The following is a 15,487-nucleotide window of genomic DNA, read 5'->3' as shown; positions in this document are numbered from 1 at the left end:
GGCGTCGGATGTCCGAAGCCATCGGTAGCTGAGGGGGCCCTTGTGTTGTCCCGGTGCGACACTGCTCCCGCATAGTGTTGAACCATGAATTCCGCCGGCCGTTTCGCGCCCAGCCCTTCCGGGGAACTCCACGTAGGGAACTTGCGGACGGCGATCCTTGCCTGGTTGTTCGCCCACTCCACAGGCCGGAAGTTCCTGCTCCGCGTGGAAGACCTTGACCGCGCGAGGGCCGGCGCAGAAGCCGTGCAGCTCCGCGACCTCGCTGCTGTCGGCGTGACGTGGGACGGGGACGTGGTGCGCCAGACTGCCCGCGGCGCCCTCTATGCCGGGGCCATCTCCCGGTTGGAGGCTGCAGGCCTCACCTACGAGTGTTTCTGCACCCGCCGCGAAATCCAGGAGGCACCATCCGCTCCGCATGCCCCGCAGGGTGCGTACCCGGGAACGTGCCGGAATCTCGGGCCCGCTGAACTGGAATTCAAGCGCTCCACCAGGCCCGCTGCGATCCGGCTTCGCGCTGAAGCCGTGGAGTACACGGTGAGCGACGTCCTGCACGGGGAGTTCACCGGAGTGGTGGACGACTTCGTGCTGCGCCGTAATGATGGAGTCACCGCCTACAACCTTGCAGTGGTAGTGGATGATGCCGAGCAGGGCATCGACCAGGTGGTCCGTGGTGATGATCTTCTGCCGTCTACCCCACGGCAGGCCTACCTTGCGTCGCTGCTGAGTATTCCTTCTCCGGAATATGCGCATGTTCCCTTGGTGGTAAATTACGACGGCGTCCGGCTGGCGAAGCGCGATGGTGCCGTCACCCTCGCTGACCTTGCGACGGCGGGCACCAGCGCACCTGCAGTCCGGGACCTGCTGCTGGGTTCCCTTGGACTTCCGGCCGGTCCGCTGGAGCGGGCATTGCCTGCTTTCGATCCGTCGGCTCTGCCCAGGGAACCGTGGGTTTGGCGCGGCCCGTAGGCTTGAGGCATGTCAGACTCCTTCATTCCTCCCGCCGCCAGCAGTTTTACGCCCGACACCGCGAGGGTTCTGGCGGAGGTGGCCCACAACCGCCAGAAGGACAAGCTCAAGCGCCCCTACAAGGACCACGTGCTGGCGGTAGGCGACGCCTTGGCTGACTTCGACGACGACATCCGCATCGCCGGCTACCTCCACGATATTGCCGAGGACACGCCGATGACCCGGCAGGCCCTGCTGGAGATGGGCGTCTCCGAGCGGGCCGTGGAGATCATTGAACGCGTCACCAACCGGCTGCACAGCAACCCGGATGACTACCAGGCCGGGATCCGCGAAATCGCCCAACATCATGATGCTGCCCTGGTCAAAATTGCGGACAATGCCCACAACTCACTGCCGGAACGCGTGCAGGCGCTGGCCGAGAAGTGGCCGGACAAGCCGCCCGTCACGAAATACCGCGACGCCCGGCCGGTGCTGTACGCCGCCGTCGAAGTGGAGGAAATCCGCAAAATCCTCGCGCGCGTGAATCCATGGCTGCTGGAGGAGCTGGATGACCGTTTGGACGAGGAAGACACCACGGACTACGAGAACCTGTCCTACGGGGAAACGGACGCCGCCGCCGCGGCCGTGCCTGATGCTAGGACTGCTGAGGAGCGTTAGTTTCCGTTTCCAGCCTTTCCAGGGCGTGATGGAGCCGCTCCGAACCGCGGCGCTCATCAATAACGATGGAAGCGCCAAGCGCCAGCACAATCACCAGCAGGCATACCGGGACGGAGACTCCGGCCGCGGCCAGGCCGACTGATGCGGCCAGCGCTGTCAGCACCCCAACGGCGACGGTGATGACGGTCCGGTCCGGACCAAGCATCACGCTGTACAGCCAGGTCAGCGAGCCCTTGAACAGTGCCACCGGAACCGCAATGGTGGCTACCGCCGCTGCTGCGCTGATCTGCGCCTCGTGGTCGATGTAATAGGCGGCCACGTGAAGCCCTGCGCCCGTGGCCGCAATCGCGGCGAAGATGGGAATATGGCCGTAGCCGAAGAGGAACGACCTGTGCCTGCGCAAGTGGAGCGCCCGTCCGGCGGGCAGCAGAAAGTAGATCCACCACATGCCGAAGGCCAGGGCCGTTCCGCCGAAGCCCACCAGCGCGGCATCGACGCTCCAGCCGTGGTTCGCCACGATGGCGCGGAGCGTTTCGATGGCGCCAATGAGGCATTCACCCAGGGCAATGATGGCCAGGAGCCCGTACCGCTCGGCAATGTGGTGGGCGTGCCATGGGGTGCGTGCCTTGCGCTCAGCGGCGTAAGGGGTGGCCATCTCCAGCACGATCAACGGCAGGATCATAAAGAAGGTGGTGAGGACGTCGGCCTCGATGAAAAGCACCGCAATCCACCCGAGCTGCACCACCACCAGGTACTTGGCGTAGCGCAGGCAGGTGTCGCGGCCGGCCGGATCCTGCCGCGCCGCCCGCAGCCATTGGGCGACCAGCGCGAGCCGCATGATCACGTAGCCGCCAACAATCACCGCGTTGTCCACGTGCTTGCCCTCCACCAGGGAATGGAACAACGGCTCAATGCCCATGGTGAGGATCAGGACCCCCACGATTTGGATCATGGTAACCACGCGGAAGATCCAGTCGTCAGTGTCATAGGCGCTGGCGAACCACGTGAAGTTGATCCACGCCCAGATCACCGCGAACATCGCGAAGGAGAACCCCAGCAGGCCCGGAACGAAGTGCGCTTCGGCCACTTCGTGGGCAAACTGGCTGCCGGCCACGCCAAACGCGATCACAAACGTCAGGTCGAAAAACAGTTCCAGCGGTGTGGCAGCCCGGTGTTTCTCATGCGGGTCGCGGCCGCCCATGCGCGCCATCGCGTGCCGGAGGGGATTGGAGGACATGCGTGAAACGTTACTGCCTACACCCGGCCCAAGGCGTCGATGTCCTCCAGGAACTCTTGGTGCACTTCCGCGCTGACAGTGGTCCGGGTTTCAGCGATGGCGTCCAGGTAGTCCTGGGTGGAGGGCCCCTTCCGCACCGCTTCCCGAACCGAAACCGTGCCGCCGGAAGCCAGCCCGCCGTCGCTGTCCTTGCCGTAAACAACGTTCTCCAGCGCACGCTGGGAGGCGCTGCGTGCGGCGTACTCGATGTCCGCCGGGGAGAATCCCTCGGTGCGTTCCACGAGCAGCTCCACGTCCACGGCGTCCACAACCGGGGCAGGGATGAAGCGCTGCCACATGGCTTCCCGGGCCTGCCGGTCCGGAAGCCCGATGGGGATGACGTAATCAAACCTGCCGTGACGCAGGAAGGCGGTGTCCAGTGCCCGGATGAAGTTGGTGGCGCAGACCAGCAGCCGGCCGGGCTGTTCGCGGAAGGCGGGGATGATCTTGAGCAGTTCGTTGGTGACGCCCTGCAGCGGCGACGGCGGCTCGCCGGAGCGCTGGGAGGCGATCTCCTCCACCTCGTCGATGAACACCACTGCGTGCTCCAGTTCGGCGATTTCCAGGAACGTCTCGCGCAGCGCTCCTGCCAGGCCTTGGGGATCGGCGGCGAGCCGGGAGGGGAAGACTTCGACGAAGGGCCATTCCAGCCGGGACGCAATCGCCTTGGCGAAGGTAGTCTTGCCGGTGCCGGGCGGGCCGAAGAGCACCACGGCGCGCGGCGGGACGACGCCGAACTCGTCGGCCAGGTCCGCTTCGGCGAGCGGCAGGACCAGGCGGCGTTCGAGCAGTTCCTTTTCCTTGCGCATCCCCGCCACGTTTTCCCACAGGTCGCGGGCCAGGACGCGCCCGCCGAGCTGGCCGAGTGCGCCGAGTTCCTGCCGCTGGACGGGGATGGTCCGTTCGAAGTAGCGCAGGTTTTTCTTCAGCGCGAAGCCGCGGCCCAGGAAAGCTTCCACCCGGGTTTCGGATTCGGGCATCAGTGCCGAGAGCTTGTTCAGCCCGTGCGGCGCCATCCGGTTTTCGACGGCGGCCAGCAGCGAGGTGCCGATGCCGCGGCCGCGATATTCGGGCAGGGTGGCGAGGAAGACGATCCAGCCTTGGTCGTGCGCGGCGCGTCCGACGGCGGCGCCCACCACCTGTTCGCCCTGCACCGCCACCACGGCATGGTCCTTTTCGCAGGACGCGAGGACTTCGGAGAGGGCATAGACCGGCTCGACGTTGTGCGACTTGAGGGTCTCCCATAGGTGCAGGATCCCGTCGAGGTCCGATGAGTGAAAGTCCCTGATCCGCCAGTTGGTCATCAGCATTACTCCTGTGGTGGTTCGTCCTTGAGCCAGCGTGAGCTACTCAGCGAAGCATATGCGAACCGGGCGCCGCACCGGGTTGCGAATGCGTTTGCATGACGCAGCACCAATGCAAAGGGGTGTGGCTTTAGATGCCCAGGGCGCCCAGGGTGTTCCGAAGCGTGTCGGCGGAATGCTCCAAGGAGGCCTGTTCACCATCATCCATCGGTGTCTCCAGGACCGTGTGGACGCCGCCGCGTGCCACGATGCTGGGCAGGGAGAGGGCAACGCCTGAAATTCCGTGCTGTCCGTCCAGGACGGTGGAGACAGGGAGCACGGCTTTCTCGTCCCGTAGGAGGGCTTCCACGATGCGGGCTCCGGAGAGGCCGATGGCGTAGTTGGTTGCTCCTTTGCCCGCGATGACCTTGTAGGCTGCCTGGGTCACCTCCTTTGCTGCATCTGCAAGATAGTCGGAGCTGAAGGCGCGTTCTCCATTAACTCTCCACTCGCGGATGGGAACTGGTCCGATGGTGGCGCCGGACCACACCGGAAATTCCGTGTCCCCGTGCTCACCCACCATGGTTGCGTGGACGCTGGCGACGGCTACCCCGGCGCGCCCCGCCAGAAGCCAGCGCAGCCGGGACGTATCGAGAACTGTGCCGGAGGAGAAGATGCGGCCCGGAGGCAGTCCGGAGATCTTTTGGGCTGCCACGGTGAGCACGTCGCAGGGGTTGGTGACCAGGACGTAGACCGCATCTGGGGAATGCTGGAGCAACTGCGGCATGAGCTGGTCGAGGATGCGGACGTTCGTGCCGGCCAGATCCAGCCGTGTTTGGCCGGGCGCCTGCTTGGCTCCGGCGGTGATAACGACGACGTCGGCCCCCTCCACCACAGAGATGTCGCCGCCGCCGGTTACGGAGGCGGCAGCAGCGAACTGGGTGCCGTGCGCGAGGTCCAGGACTTCAGCCTCGGCCTTCGCGGCATTGACGTCGAAGAGGGCAATGTTGCTGGCCGAGCCCCGGATCATGGCGGCATAGGCCAATGACGTTCCGACGCTCCCGGCTCCGACGATGGCCAGCCTGGATCCTGCCATGAGGTACCTCGTTTCCCCCGAAATCCAGGACTGGCGCTTGGTCCAGCTCCCTGATGTTTTCATGCTACCGGGTTAGAGTACGCCCGCCCGTTTCAGGGTAGCCGGGTCCGTTGAGTGTCCCCTGACCGAGGAGTAGCGTGTGAGCCACATCACTCAAAACCAATTCAGGAGCCATCATGCCAATTCTGGGACGCCGGGCGGCCGCTGTAACGGCTGCGCTGGCTATGAGCGTGACCACAGGAGTCTTAGTAAGTCCTGCTTCTGCCTATTCCGGGCCTACCGATGAGATCAAAAAAACGCCGACCGCCAAGGGCTACGGCGGCGCCGCCAGTACAGTGGACCTTGACGCCTCCGCCGCGGCCATCGAAGTCCTCCGCAAGGGCGGTAATGCCGTCGATGCCGCCGTCGCTGCGGCTGCCACCCTTGGCGTGACCGAGCCGTACTCTGCCGGTATCGGCGGCGGTGGTTACTTCGTCTACTACGACGCCGACAGCGGTGAAGTCAGCACGATCGACGGCCGCGAGACTGCGCCGGCCGGGATCTCACACGATGCCTTCATCGACCCCGCGACCAAGAAGCCTTATAACTTCACCCCCGAGCTGGTCACCAGCGGCGTTTCGGTCGGCGTGCCGGGCACCCCCGCTACGTGGGAACGCGCGCTCAAGCGGTGGGGCAGCATGAGCCTCGCGGAAACATTGGAGCCGGCCATTGAGGTGGCCACGCGCGGGTTCGAGGTTGATAAGACGTTCAGGCAACAGACTGAGGACAACCAGGCGCGCTTCCAAGCCTTCACCTCCACCAAGGACCTCTACCTTCCTGGCGGTGCGCCACCTGCAGTTGGTTCCATCTTCAAGAACCACGACCTCGCTGATACATACCGCCTCCTGGCCAGCAAGGGCACTGATGCCTTCTACACAGGTCCGCTCGCAGAGGACATCGTGGAAGCAGTGCAGAACCCGCCCAAGTCCCCGGACACGAAGCTTCCCGTCCCGGTTGGTTCCATGACCACTAAGGACCTTGCGAAATATCGTGCTCTGGACCAGGACCCCACCCACGTGAACTACCGCGGCTACGACGTTTATGGCATGGCTCCGTCGAGCAGCGGCGGCACCACGGTGGGCGAGGCACTGAACATCCTGGAGGTCTTTGACCTGAAATCCTTGGCGAAGGCCGATGACCAGCCGGGCGTTCTGCACCACTATCTTGAGGCAAGCGCGCTGGCATTCGCCGACCGTGCCAAGTACTTGGGCGATCCAGCATTTGTGGATGTCCCCACCAAAGCCCTAACCGATGGGGTGTTCGGCAAGGAGCGTGCGTGCGAGCTTGATCCCATGCGGGCAGCCCTGAAACCGGTTCCGGCCGGGGACGTGTCCTCCTACGACGGGGTTTGTCCAGTGAAGCCCGCAGCGCTCGAGGATGAGAAGGACACCGAGAACATTTCCACCACCAACCTCACCGTGTCCGACAAGTGGGGGAACGTGGTGGAGTACACCCTCACCATCGAGCAGACCGGCGGCTCCGGCATAGTGGTTCCCGGCCGCGGCTTCTTGCTGAACAACGAGCTGACTGACTTCTCCACGGTCTACAGCGCCACCGACCCCAACCGGATTGAGCCGGGTAAGCGGCCACGGTCGTCGATGTCGCCCACCATCGTGCTCAAGGACTGTGAACCGTTCCTGGCCCTGGGGTCGCCGGGCGGCTCCACCATCATCACCACAGTGCTGCAGACGCTGGTCAACCGCATTGACCTGGGAATAAGCATCCCCGACGCCATCGCTGCTTCCCGCGCCGCCCAGCGCAACACAGAGAACGTCAGCGCTGAACCTGCCTTCATTGAGAAGTACGGTGACGCGCTGGCCTCACGTTTTGGCCATAAATTAGCCCCATCGGGTGACTCGTTCTCGTCCGCCTCGGAAATCGGGGCCGCCACAGCGATCGAGTTCCTGAAGGACGGACGGACCCTGGCGGCCGCCGAACCAGTCAGGCGCGGCGGAGGGTCGGCGATGGTGGTGGAAACGTCACGTTAGCCCCCTCGCGTCCGGGCAGCTAAACCACGACGGCGGCACCCGGGTTCTGTAGCTCCAGAACCTGGGTGCCGCCGTCGTGAGCTGCTAAGTGGGATTGCCTATAGCGGGATTACTTCTTGAATGTGGCCGCCGGCGGGTTCGCGACCACCGGGGAGATGCCGGTGAAGCCTTCGCGGGTTTCGGCGATTTCGCGGATGCGTTTGCGGCAGGCGTACCAGCCGAAGACCATCAGGATGGAGGCGATGGCGGTGACGAGCATGGTCAGGGGTGAGTCGATGAAGACCATGATCAGGACGCCGATGAGGAAGAGGAGGGAGAGGTAGCCGGTGTAGGGGGCGCCGAACATGCGGAAGGAGGGGCGGGTGAGCCAGCCTTTGTCGGCCCAGCGTTTGAGTTGGATCTGGCACAGGACGATGGTGGCCCAGGTCATGATGATGCCGACGGAGGCGACGTTGAGGACGATTTCGAAGGCGTCGGCCGGGACGAGGTAGTTCAGCGGGACGCCCAGGAGGGAGACGGCGGCGGTGATGGCGATGCCGCCGTAGGGGACGCCTGCTTTGTTCATGCGGGAGGCGAAGCGGGGGGCGGAGCCGTTGACGGACATGGAGCGCAGGATCCGGCCGGTGGAGTAGAGCCCGGCGTTGAGGGAGGACAGGGCGGCGGTGAGGACGACGAGGTTCATGATGACGTCCACGCCCTGGATGCCGATGGAGCCGAAGAAGGTGACGAAGGGGCTGACGCCTTTGACGTAGGAGGTGTAGGGCAGCAGCAGGGCCAGGAGGATGACGGAGCCGACGTAGAACACCGCGATGCGGAAGACTACGGAGTTGATGGCTTTGGGCATGATTTTTTCGGGGTTTTCGGTTTCGCCGGCGGCGGTGCCGACCAGTTCGATGGAGGCGTAGGCGAACAGGACGCCCTGCATGAGGATGATCATGGGCAGCAGGCCGTTGGGGAAGATCCCGCCGTTGTCGGTCAGGAGGCTGAAGCCGACCTGCTGGCCGTCCACGGGGGTGCCGAAGATGACGAAGTAGGTGCCGACGATGAGGAAGATGACCAGGGCGGCGACTTTGATCAGGGCGAACCAGAATTCCATTTCGCCGAAGACTTTCACGGAGACCAGGTTCAGGGCCAGGACGACGACGAGGGCGGTCAGGGCCCAGGCCCATTGCGGGATGTCGGCCATCCAGGGGATGTAGTTGCCGAAGAAGTTCATGTAGAGGGCGGCGGCGGTGATGTCCACGATGGTGGTGGTGGCCCAGTTGATCCAGTAGAACCAGCCGGAGACGAACGCGGCTTTTTCGCCGAAGAATTCCCGGGCGTAGGAGACGAACGAGCCTGAGGAGGGGCGGTGGAGGACCAGTTCGCCCAGGGCGCGCAGGATCAGGAACGCGAAGAACCCGCACACGGCGTAGGCGATGACCAGGGACGGGCCGGCCGCGTTGAGCCGGCCGCCGGCGCCCAGGAACAGGCCGGTGCCGATCGCACCGCCGATCGCGATCATCTGGATCTGCCGGGGCTTGAGGTTCTTGTGGTAGCCCTTGTCCTCGGCATGCAGGGCAGTCTCGGAGGCATGCGCATGCCCACCGTCAATAAGGTGGTCGGGGAGGGGGGTATTAGTCATTTTGCGGGAGTCCTTTGGGATCCGGGGCGGTTCGGTTGGGTGGGCCCACGCCCGCCGGGTTCCCTGGCCGAGCTTGCGAGGTCAGGGTGCGGGTGGGGACTACTTGCTGAGGTTGGCGAGGCGTTCGGGGCTGAGGAGTTCCTGGAGCTGGGCATCTGTAAGAAGCCCGTGTTCGAGGACGAGTTCAGCCACGCCCTTGCCGGTGGCGAGTGCTTCCTGCGCGATGGCGGTGGCGGTGGCGTAGCCCAGGTGGGGATTCAGGGCGGTGACCAGGCCGATGGACTGCTCCACCGTGCGGCGGAGGTGCTCGGTGTTTGCGGTGATGCCCCGGATGCAGCGGGCCGTAAGGGTGCGGCATGCTGCTTCCAGGTGCGAGATGCTCTTGTGGAGGCTGTGGACAATGACGGGTTCGAACGCGTTGAGCTGGAGCTGCCCGGCTTCGGCGGCCATGGTGATGGTGACGTCGTTGCCGACCACTTCGTAGGCCACTTGAGAGACCACTTCCGGGATCACCGGGTTGATCTTGCCGGGCATGATGGAGGAGCCGGACTGGACTGCCGGCAGGTTGATCTCGCCGAAGCCGGCGCGGGGGCCGGAGGAGAGCAGGCGGAGGTCGTTGCAGATCTTGGAAAGCTTCACGGCCACGCGCTTCAGCACACCGGAGAGGTGCACGAAGGCGCCGACGTCCTGGGTGGCTTCAATGAGGTCCACGGCGGTGACGAGCGGAAGGCCGGTGATCTCGGCCAGGTGCCGGCACGCGGTTTCAGCGTAGCCGGCCGGGGCGTTGAGGCCGGTGCCGATGGCGGTGGCGCCGAGGTTGATTTCATGGATCAGCAGTTCGGCTTCGGCGAGGCGGAGCCGGTCCTCGCCGATGGTGATGGCGTAGGTGCCGAATTCCTGGCCCAGGGTCATGGGGACGGCGTCCTGCAGCTGGGTGCGGCCCATCTTGACCACGCTGCGGAATTCCAGCGCCTTTGAGGCGCAGGCTTCCTCGAGTTCGGCCAGCGCGTCCAGCAGTTCCCGGGCGGCGAAGATGGTGCCCAGCTTCACGGCCGTGGGGTACACATCGTTGGTGGACTGGGACAGGTTTACGTGGTCGTTGGGGTGCAGCCGGGCGTAGTCGCCCTTGGGGCGGCCCAGGATTTCGAGGGCGCGGTTGGCGATGACCTCATTGGCGTTCATGTTCGACGACGTTCCGGCTCCGCCCTGGATGACGTCCACCACGAACTGGTCGGCGAGTTTGCCATCCAGGATGTCCTGGCAGGCCTGCTCGATGGCGTCCGAGCGCTCCGCGTCCAGCAGCCCGAGTTCTCGGTTGGTGCGGGCTGCGGCAAGCTTGACTGCTGCCAGGCCACGGACCAGGTGCATGTTGGAGGACAGTTTCTGCCCGGTGATGGGGAAGTTCTCCACGGCGCGGAGCGTGTGCACGCCCCAGAAGGCGCCGGCCGGCACGTCCCGGTCCCCGAGCAGGTCGTGTTCAGACCGGACGCCTGCTTCTGCCAGGGGTGCGGCGGTTTCGATGGTAGTCATGTGTCCTTACGGGGCTTCGTTGACGGGTGTGGACAGGGATTTTTGGGTCAGAAAGTCGGTTGCCTGCAGGAGGCCCACTTGGCGGCCCGCACCGAGAACCGGCGCGGTTGCGATTGCGGAGAGCGGGGCGCTGTCAGCGCCGTTCTTCGAGGAAGTACTCAGCTTCTCAAGCAGCTTTACGGTGGCCGGCATGCGGGCACGGTCGCCGCCGTCGGAAATCTTTACGGCAACGGCACTGCCATCGGCCAGGCCCACCAGCTGCACGCCTTCAAAGCCGTCCTTCGCCACCGAGCCCGGCAGCAGGCGCATCAGCTCGGTGACGTCGCGGCCTTCCCCGGCCACCATTTCAGGGTGGCGCTGCATGGCGAGTCCGACGGTGGCTTCCGCACTCCGGGCAGCCGGTCCGCCGTCGTCGTTCAGTGCAAGGGAGTCCGCCGCGGCGTGCGCGATAAGTCCGAAAGCGCGGGCCATGCCGCGGAGCGTCAGGGCGAACAGCGGCGTGCCGCAGCCGTCGGTGCTGAGGGCAAAGGGCTCCTCGCCGGTCAGCTCCCTGACTGTTTCGGCAACAAGCTGCTGCAGGGGGTGGGAGGGGTCCAGGTAACCCTGGACCGGCCAGCCGTTGATGACGCAGGTGGCGGCCATGGCGGCGTGCTTGCCGGAGCAGTTCTGGATGAGCTGGGTGGCCCCGCCGCCGTTTCGCAACCATTCTTCGCGCTCGTTCATGCCATAGGGGAGGTCGGAGCTGTTGCCGAAGTCGCTGACGCTCAGTCCGTGCAGCTCGAGGATGCGCAGCGCCCCTTCACGGTGCCCGGCTGCCCCGGAGTGGCTTGCCGCGGCCAGGGCAAGGAGATCGGCCGGCAGCTGGAGTCCGGCGCGGACCATGGCTACGGCCTGGAGCGGCTTGAGGGAGGACCGGGGATAAAACGGGGCGAGGGGATCGCCCGCTGACGCCACAGTTGATCCGTCGGCCGCAACAGCGATCGCCGAGCCGTAGTGCACACTTTCCACCAGGCCGTCACGAACCGCTGCAACCAGGGGCTCGTGCGTGGGAAGCTGGTGCGCTTTGGTCCGGTCGCTGCTGGCTGGAACAAGGCCGGGGGCAGTTGTGCGGGCAGCGGAAAACACAGGGGAGGGCATGGGGTCCTTGGGGGCTTGTTGCGGTGGTTAGTTGTTAAGGATGGAGTCGAGGGCAAGGCCCACGGCGTGCAGGTGGCTGGCCATGGCCGCGCGCGCTTTTTCGGCGGAGCCAGCCTCGATGGCGGCCAGGATGTCCTGGTGTTCCACATCTGAGGCGTGCTGCCGGTCTGCCACCATGTTCAGCGTTTCGGACTGGTGGGCCAGGGCGCCGCGGATGTCCGCCACCACGCTGGCGAATACCTTATTGCCGCTGGCGCGGGCTATGGCGGCGTGGAAGCTCGAATCCAGGGCTACCCAGGATTCCGGATCGCTTTCACTGGCCATGGCGGCAACGATATGGCGGAGCGTTTCAAGCTCCTCGTCGGTGCGGCGCTCGGCGGCCAGCCCAGCTGCGGGAACCTCGATATGCGGCCGTGCTTCGGTCAGGTCCCGGGCCGAGTATTGCCCCAGCATCAGATCGTTGGCCACCTTGTTGGCGACCACGAATGTCCCCTTGCCGGTTTTGGTTACCGTGAGGCCCAGGGCAGTGCAGGAGCGCAGTGCTTCCCGGATCACTGACCGGCTCACGCCGTACTGCTGGGAAAGCGTTGCTTCCGAACTGAGCTTGCTGCCTACGCCCAGCAGCCCGGACTCGATATCGTGACGGATCGCGTTGAACACCGCTTCGGCAGCACTAAGCCGTGCGAGCGGAAGGGCGGCAGGCTGTCCTGCTGTCCGGCTGTCTGACAGGTTCACGCTTTAAATATGGCAGGGGTCACAGCAGGTGTCAATGCGGCGTCTCTAGCTGACCCTGGCGCGGTCCTCAATGGAGCGCAGGATGACGAGCAGTTTCATAATGAGGTCGCCGAAGAGCATGTCGGATCTGATGGGGCAAGCGCGAGGCGCGCAGTATCTGTAGAACAAAGACTACTTTGAGAATACACTGCACTTATGGACAAGGTGGGCGTTCGGGAACTCAAACAAAACCCCAGGGCTGTCATAGAGCGGGTTGAGCTGGGAGCCAGCGTGGAGATCACCCTGCAGGGGCGGGCTGTGGCCAGGATGTCTCCCATTACGCGCCGCAGAAAGTGGACTCCTGCTGCCGAAGTGGGGAAGGCTCTTGAGCTGGCGGGGCTCGGCGTGGACCAGACCGGCTGGCTGGAGGAGCACCGGGAATCCCGGAATGCGGACCCCCTGGTGGATCCGTGGGAGGCAAAGTGATCCTCCTCGATACGAACATCCTGATCAGTCCGCCGTCGGAGTGGCCGGAAGGGGAGGTGCTGGGCTCGAGCATCATTTCCTTGGCCGAACTTCATTTCGGCATCCGGTCCTCGGCCTCCGAAGACATCCGGCGCCAGCGTGTGCGCCGCCTTGCTGTGTGGCGGGAGCTGATGGACTGGATTCTTTTTGATGAGCCCGCAGCCGAGAGTTACGGCGAGCTGGCTGCAAAAGTCCGGTCGCTTCGGCCGCAGCATGCCAGAAGCAAGGACATCATGATCGCGGCCCAAGCACACTCGCTGGGGATTCCCTTGATGACGCGGAACGCCAAGGACTTCGAATTGGTCAGCGACGTCGTCGAGATCCTTCAAGCGGGTTGAAGGGCCCACAGAGGCTTTAGGCAGGGTGCGGCTTAGGGTGGAAAGACGCGCATGAGCCTTTTCCGGAACGTTCGTGCCGAAAGGTAGCTGTTGACCGAGGCGAAGTCCCCCTAGAATTGGGGCATTATCACTAATCGGAACGTTCGTGCCGAACGAGGAGCTTCGATGAAGGCATCCTTTTCGAATTATCTTGCGGCGGAAGTGCGGTCCCGCCGCGCCGTCCTCCGCCTGACCCAGCAGGACCTCGCGCAGCTGGCCGGAGTGTCGGAGCGCTTCGTGCGCTTCGTTGAGCAAGGCAAACAAAGCGTCCAGCTCGACTCACTCCTGGCGCTTTTGGATACTCTCGGCCTGGAGCTCCAGCTGACTACGCGGACAGGCGCCGCTGCACGGCAAGGCGCGATGGCGGCAGGTCATGAGGAGGCCCGGCCGTGAAGCACCGCATCGCCGACATCTACAAAGCGGGCGTGCTCGCCGCAAGGCTAGAGCGGCACGATGGCGGTACCAGGTTCAGCTATGTGGCGGGCTATCTCGCCTCCGGTGGTCCCGCCGTCGCGACTTCCCTGCCGCTCAGCAGCGAACCAGTCCTCTCCGGCGCCGGGGCCGCCCCGCCCTATTTCACCGGGCTGCTGCCGGAGGGCCGCCGGCTCAACGCGCTGCGGCGTTCCATCAAGACCAGCGCGGACGATGACCTGTCCCTGCTGATCGCAGCCGGCGGAAATCCAGTGGGAGACGTCCAGATCGTCGGCCATGGGGAACCCCCGAACAGGGATGAGCACGCAGTCCAGCTGGATCCACAGCAGGCTTTGGACTTCGACCAGCTGCTCGGCGACCCGGACCTCATTGATCCCGTGGCCCTGGCGGGAGTACAAGACAAGTTGTCCGCTGGAATGATTTCGCTGCCGGTTGCGAGTACCGGGCGCCAGTTCATCCTGAAGCTGAACGCGCCCGAGTTTCCCCATGTGGTCGAGAACGAGCTGGTGATGTTCCGTTACGCCGCCAAGCTTCGAATCCCGCTGAGCCGTGTCCAGCTGATCCGGGATGTTGCCGGCCGGCCCGGTTTGCTCGTGGAGCGCTTCGACCGCCTGCCCGGCCCGGACAACGGGACCGGCGGAGTGCGCCGCCTGGCGGTGGAGGATGGGGCGCAGGTGCTGAAGCTGTACCCTGCGGACAAGTACAACGTGGGATACGGCCAGGTGTGCCACGCGCTCGCGGACCACTGCTCCGCGCCGCTTCCCGCTCTCCGGAACCTGGCGATCCAGGCCGCCTACGCCTGGCTGACGGGTAACGGAGACCTGCACGCGAAGAACGTATCGATGGTCCAGCAGCCACACGGGGAGTGGACCATCGCCCCGGTGTACGACATCCCTTCCACCGTGGTTTACGGAGATAAAACCCTTGCCTTGACCATGAATGGAAAGCGGACGGGGATTTCGCGCCGGCAGTTCCTGGGTTGGGCCTCCGAGCTGGGACTGACCGGCCGGGCGGCCGCCCAGGTTGTGGAGATCGGGCTGAAGGCGTCAGGTCCGTTGATCGCGGACCTCGAGTCGGGGACGGCTTTTGGTGGCTTGGGCGGGGCCGGGACAAAGGGCAACGACGACGGCGGGTCCCCGTTTCCTGACATCGTCACCAGGGCATGGGCCAAGGAGCTGAAGCACCGCCGGAGGCTGATGGAGGGCTGAGCAGGGCAAGGCTTATGCGCCCTGGTACCACCGCAGTACCCGCAGGGCGCGGAGGGTGTTCCACCGGCTTGGCTGTCCGTCGCCGTCCTCCAGCGCGAAATGGACCTGTCCCGGGTGGGTGTTTTCAAGCAGCCACCTGCCGTCCGGCTGCTCTTTGGACCGCACAATGTCGATGGCCTCTTCCAGGCGCTGGTCTGGGGTGCCACCGGCGGCCCGGAAGTAGTCGAGCCCGCGGAGGACGTCGTAGTACCAGCGGGTGGGGTAGGAGAAACACCGCCAGTTCCTGCTGATGAGCTCGCCGGTGGATTTCTGCCGCAGCAGCCCGCGCTCCAGGAGGTACTCCTCTCCGCGGTGCCGGGTCAGTAGGCCCCGAGTGTCACAACCATGCCATTGATGCACGGTTCCACTTCGCCCTGGTCGGGGTCGTCGTCGTTTGCCGGCCAGTACGTGCCGCCTGCCCATTGACCGCCGGCGTCCTGAAGGGCCAGCAACCTGGCACCCCAGCCTTTGGTGGCAACGCGGTCCCGCTCAGCCTGAACCTCCTCAGGCGAAGAATTCATCAGGTTCCGCAGGGCCTGCCAGCGGATGGCAGGATCGCCGTCGAGCAGCCAATCGAGCACATCCCTTGGCATCAC

General features: G+C 64.9%; 14 protein-coding genes and 1 pseudogene. 7 read left to right on the top strand and 8 right to left on the bottom strand.

The genetic code is table 11. The annotated features are described in order from the left end of the window. Positions 1 to 84 precede the first annotated feature (84 nt). A complete protein-coding gene (gene gluQRS / locus FBY31_RS12780; protein ID WP_142041411.1) occupies positions 85 to 966 on the top strand; it encodes a tRNA glutamyl-Q(34) synthetase GluQRS in 882 nt (293 codons plus the stop codon). 9 nt (positions 967 to 975) lie between these two features. Further along, on the top strand, positions 976 to 1,623 hold the full coding sequence (locus FBY31_RS12775) for an HD domain-containing protein (protein ID WP_142041408.1): 648 nt from the start codon (positions 976 to 978) through the stop codon (positions 1,621 to 1,623). Here FBY31_RS12775 and FBY31_RS12770 read toward each other — a convergent pair. From FBY31_RS12770 to FBY31_RS12760, 3 genes are all read right to left on the bottom strand, one after another. Then, positions 1,601 to 2,860 (bottom strand): low temperature requirement protein A, encoded by a 1,260-nt coding sequence (locus FBY31_RS12770; RefSeq protein WP_142041406.1) that lies wholly within the window; start codon positions 2,858 to 2,860, stop codon positions 1,601 to 1,603. The two genes, FBY31_RS12775 and FBY31_RS12770, sit on opposite strands and share 23 nt — an antisense overlap. Positions 2,861 to 2,877: 17 nt before the next feature. Further along, positions 2,878 to 4,203: an ATP-binding protein gene (locus FBY31_RS12765; RefSeq protein ID WP_142041403.1), complete on the bottom strand. Its 1,326-nt coding sequence runs from the start codon at positions 4,201 to 4,203 to the stop codon at positions 2,878 to 2,880. 130 nt (positions 4,204 to 4,333) lie between these two features. Further along, the gene (locus FBY31_RS12760; RefSeq protein ID WP_142045345.1) at positions 4,334 to 5,278 is read right to left on the bottom strand and encodes an L-lactate dehydrogenase; all 945 of its coding nucleotides are present in this window, start codon (positions 5,276 to 5,278) and stop codon (positions 4,334 to 4,336) included. Positions 5,279 to 5,454: 176 nt separating this feature from the next. Between FBY31_RS12760 and ggt the strand changes: the two genes are divergently transcribed. Beyond that, on the top strand, positions 5,455 to 7,305 hold the full coding sequence (gene ggt, locus FBY31_RS12755) for a gamma-glutamyltransferase (protein WP_142041400.1): 1,851 nt from the start codon (positions 5,455 to 5,457) through the stop codon (positions 7,303 to 7,305). A 109-nt stretch (positions 7,306 to 7,414) separates the two neighbouring features. On the opposite strand, the gene FBY31_RS12750 is transcribed toward ggt, so the two are convergent. The 4 genes from FBY31_RS12750 to FBY31_RS12735 all read right to left on the bottom strand — a co-directional run bounded on the left by FBY31_RS12750 (position 7,415) and on the right by FBY31_RS12735 (position 12,331). Then, entirely contained in the window at positions 7,415 to 8,929 is a 1,515-nt protein-coding gene (locus FBY31_RS12750; RefSeq protein WP_142041397.1) for an amino acid permease, read from the bottom strand. A 99-nt stretch (positions 8,930 to 9,028) separates the two neighbouring features. Beyond that, positions 9,029 to 10,459, bottom strand: a complete 1,431-nt coding sequence (locus FBY31_RS12745; RefSeq protein ID WP_142041394.1) for an aspartate ammonia-lyase — start codon at positions 10,457 to 10,459, stop codon at positions 9,029 to 9,031. Positions 10,460 to 10,465: 6 nt separating this feature from the next. Further along, the gene (locus FBY31_RS12740; RefSeq protein ID WP_142041391.1) at positions 10,466 to 11,596 is read right to left on the bottom strand and encodes an asparaginase; all 1,131 of its coding nucleotides are present in this window, start codon (positions 11,594 to 11,596) and stop codon (positions 10,466 to 10,468) included. Positions 11,597 to 11,623: 27 nt separating this feature from the next. Further along, on the bottom strand, positions 11,624 to 12,331 hold the full coding sequence (locus tag FBY31_RS12735) for a FadR/GntR family transcriptional regulator (RefSeq protein WP_142041388.1): 708 nt from the start codon (positions 12,329 to 12,331) through the stop codon (positions 11,624 to 11,626). Between the two features lie 195 nt (positions 12,332 to 12,526). On the opposite strand from FBY31_RS12735, the gene FBY31_RS12730 reads away from it, so the two are divergent. The 4 genes from FBY31_RS12730 (at position 12,527) to FBY31_RS12715 (ending at position 14,852) form a co-directional block, all read left to right on the top strand. Continuing rightward, entirely contained in the window at positions 12,527 to 12,796 is a 270-nt protein-coding gene (locus FBY31_RS12730) for a type II toxin-antitoxin system Phd/YefM family antitoxin (RefSeq protein WP_142041385.1), read from the top strand. Further along, positions 12,793 to 13,173, top strand: coding sequence for a PIN domain-containing protein (locus FBY31_RS12725; protein ID WP_160142463.1), 381 nt, complete (start codon positions 12,793 to 12,795; stop codon positions 13,171 to 13,173). The genes FBY31_RS12730 and FBY31_RS12725 overlap by 4 nt, the downstream gene beginning before the upstream one ends. Positions 13,174 to 13,338: 165 nt before the next feature. Further along, positions 13,339 to 13,605: a type II toxin-antitoxin system Y4mF family antitoxin gene (locus FBY31_RS12720; RefSeq protein WP_142041377.1), complete on the top strand. Its 267-nt coding sequence runs from the start codon at positions 13,339 to 13,341 to the stop codon at positions 13,603 to 13,605. Continuing rightward, on the top strand, positions 13,602 to 14,852 hold the full coding sequence (locus FBY31_RS12715; protein WP_142041374.1) for a type II toxin-antitoxin system HipA family toxin: 1,251 nt from the start codon (positions 13,602 to 13,604) through the stop codon (positions 14,850 to 14,852). The genes FBY31_RS12720 and FBY31_RS12715 overlap by 4 nt, the downstream gene beginning before the upstream one ends. A 12-nt stretch (positions 14,853 to 14,864) precedes the next feature. Here the strand turns inward: FBY31_RS12715 and FBY31_RS12710 are convergent. Then, positions 14,865 to 15,484: pseudogene (locus tag FBY31_RS12710) on the bottom strand (hypothetical protein). Positions 15,485 to 15,487: the final 3 nt, after the last annotated feature.

Source organism: Arthrobacter sp. SLBN-100 (assembly GCF_006715305.1).
Taxonomy (GTDB): Bacteria; Actinomycetota; Actinomycetes; order Actinomycetales; family Micrococcaceae; genus Arthrobacter.
Note: the sequence above shows the minus strand (reverse complement) of the source record. Positions and strands in the feature narration are given on the sequence as shown.

Bases quoted from the DNA above. Each gene is read 5' to 3' on its own strand.
- FBY31_RS12765 (WP_142041403.1), bottom strand. From the start codon at position 4,203: ATGACCAACTGGCGGATCAGGGACTTTCACTCATCGGACCTCGACGGG.
- gluQRS (WP_142041411.1), top strand. From the start codon at position 85: ATGAATTCCGCCGGCCGTTTCGCGCCCAGCCCTTCCGGGGAACTCCAC.
- FBY31_RS12760 (WP_142045345.1), bottom strand. From the start codon at position 5,278: ATGGCAGGATCCAGGCTGGCCATCGTCGGAGCCGGGAGCGTCGGAACG.
- FBY31_RS12770 (WP_142041406.1), bottom strand. From the start codon at position 2,860: ATGTCCTCCAATCCCCTCCGGCACGCGATGGCGCGCATGGGCGGCCGC.
- FBY31_RS12720 (WP_142041377.1), top strand. From the start codon at position 13,339: ATGAAGGCATCCTTTTCGAATTATCTTGCGGCGGAAGTGCGGTCCCGC.
- FBY31_RS12775 (WP_142041408.1), top strand. From the start codon at position 976: ATGTCAGACTCCTTCATTCCTCCCGCCGCCAGCAGTTTTACGCCCGAC.
- FBY31_RS12750 (WP_142041397.1), bottom strand. From the start codon at position 8,929: ATGACTAATACCCCCCTCCCCGACCACCTTATTGACGGTGGGCATGCG.
- FBY31_RS12745 (WP_142041394.1), bottom strand. From the start codon at position 10,459: ATGACTACCATCGAAACCGCCGCACCCCTGGCAGAAGCAGGCGTCCGG.
- FBY31_RS12730 (WP_142041385.1), top strand. From the start codon at position 12,527: ATGGACAAGGTGGGCGTTCGGGAACTCAAACAAAACCCCAGGGCTGTC.
- ggt (WP_142041400.1), top strand. From the start codon at position 5,455: ATGCCAATTCTGGGACGCCGGGCGGCCGCTGTAACGGCTGCGCTGGCT.
- FBY31_RS12740 (WP_142041391.1), bottom strand. From the start codon at position 11,596: ATGCCCTCCCCTGTGTTTTCCGCTGCCCGCACAACTGCCCCCGGCCTT.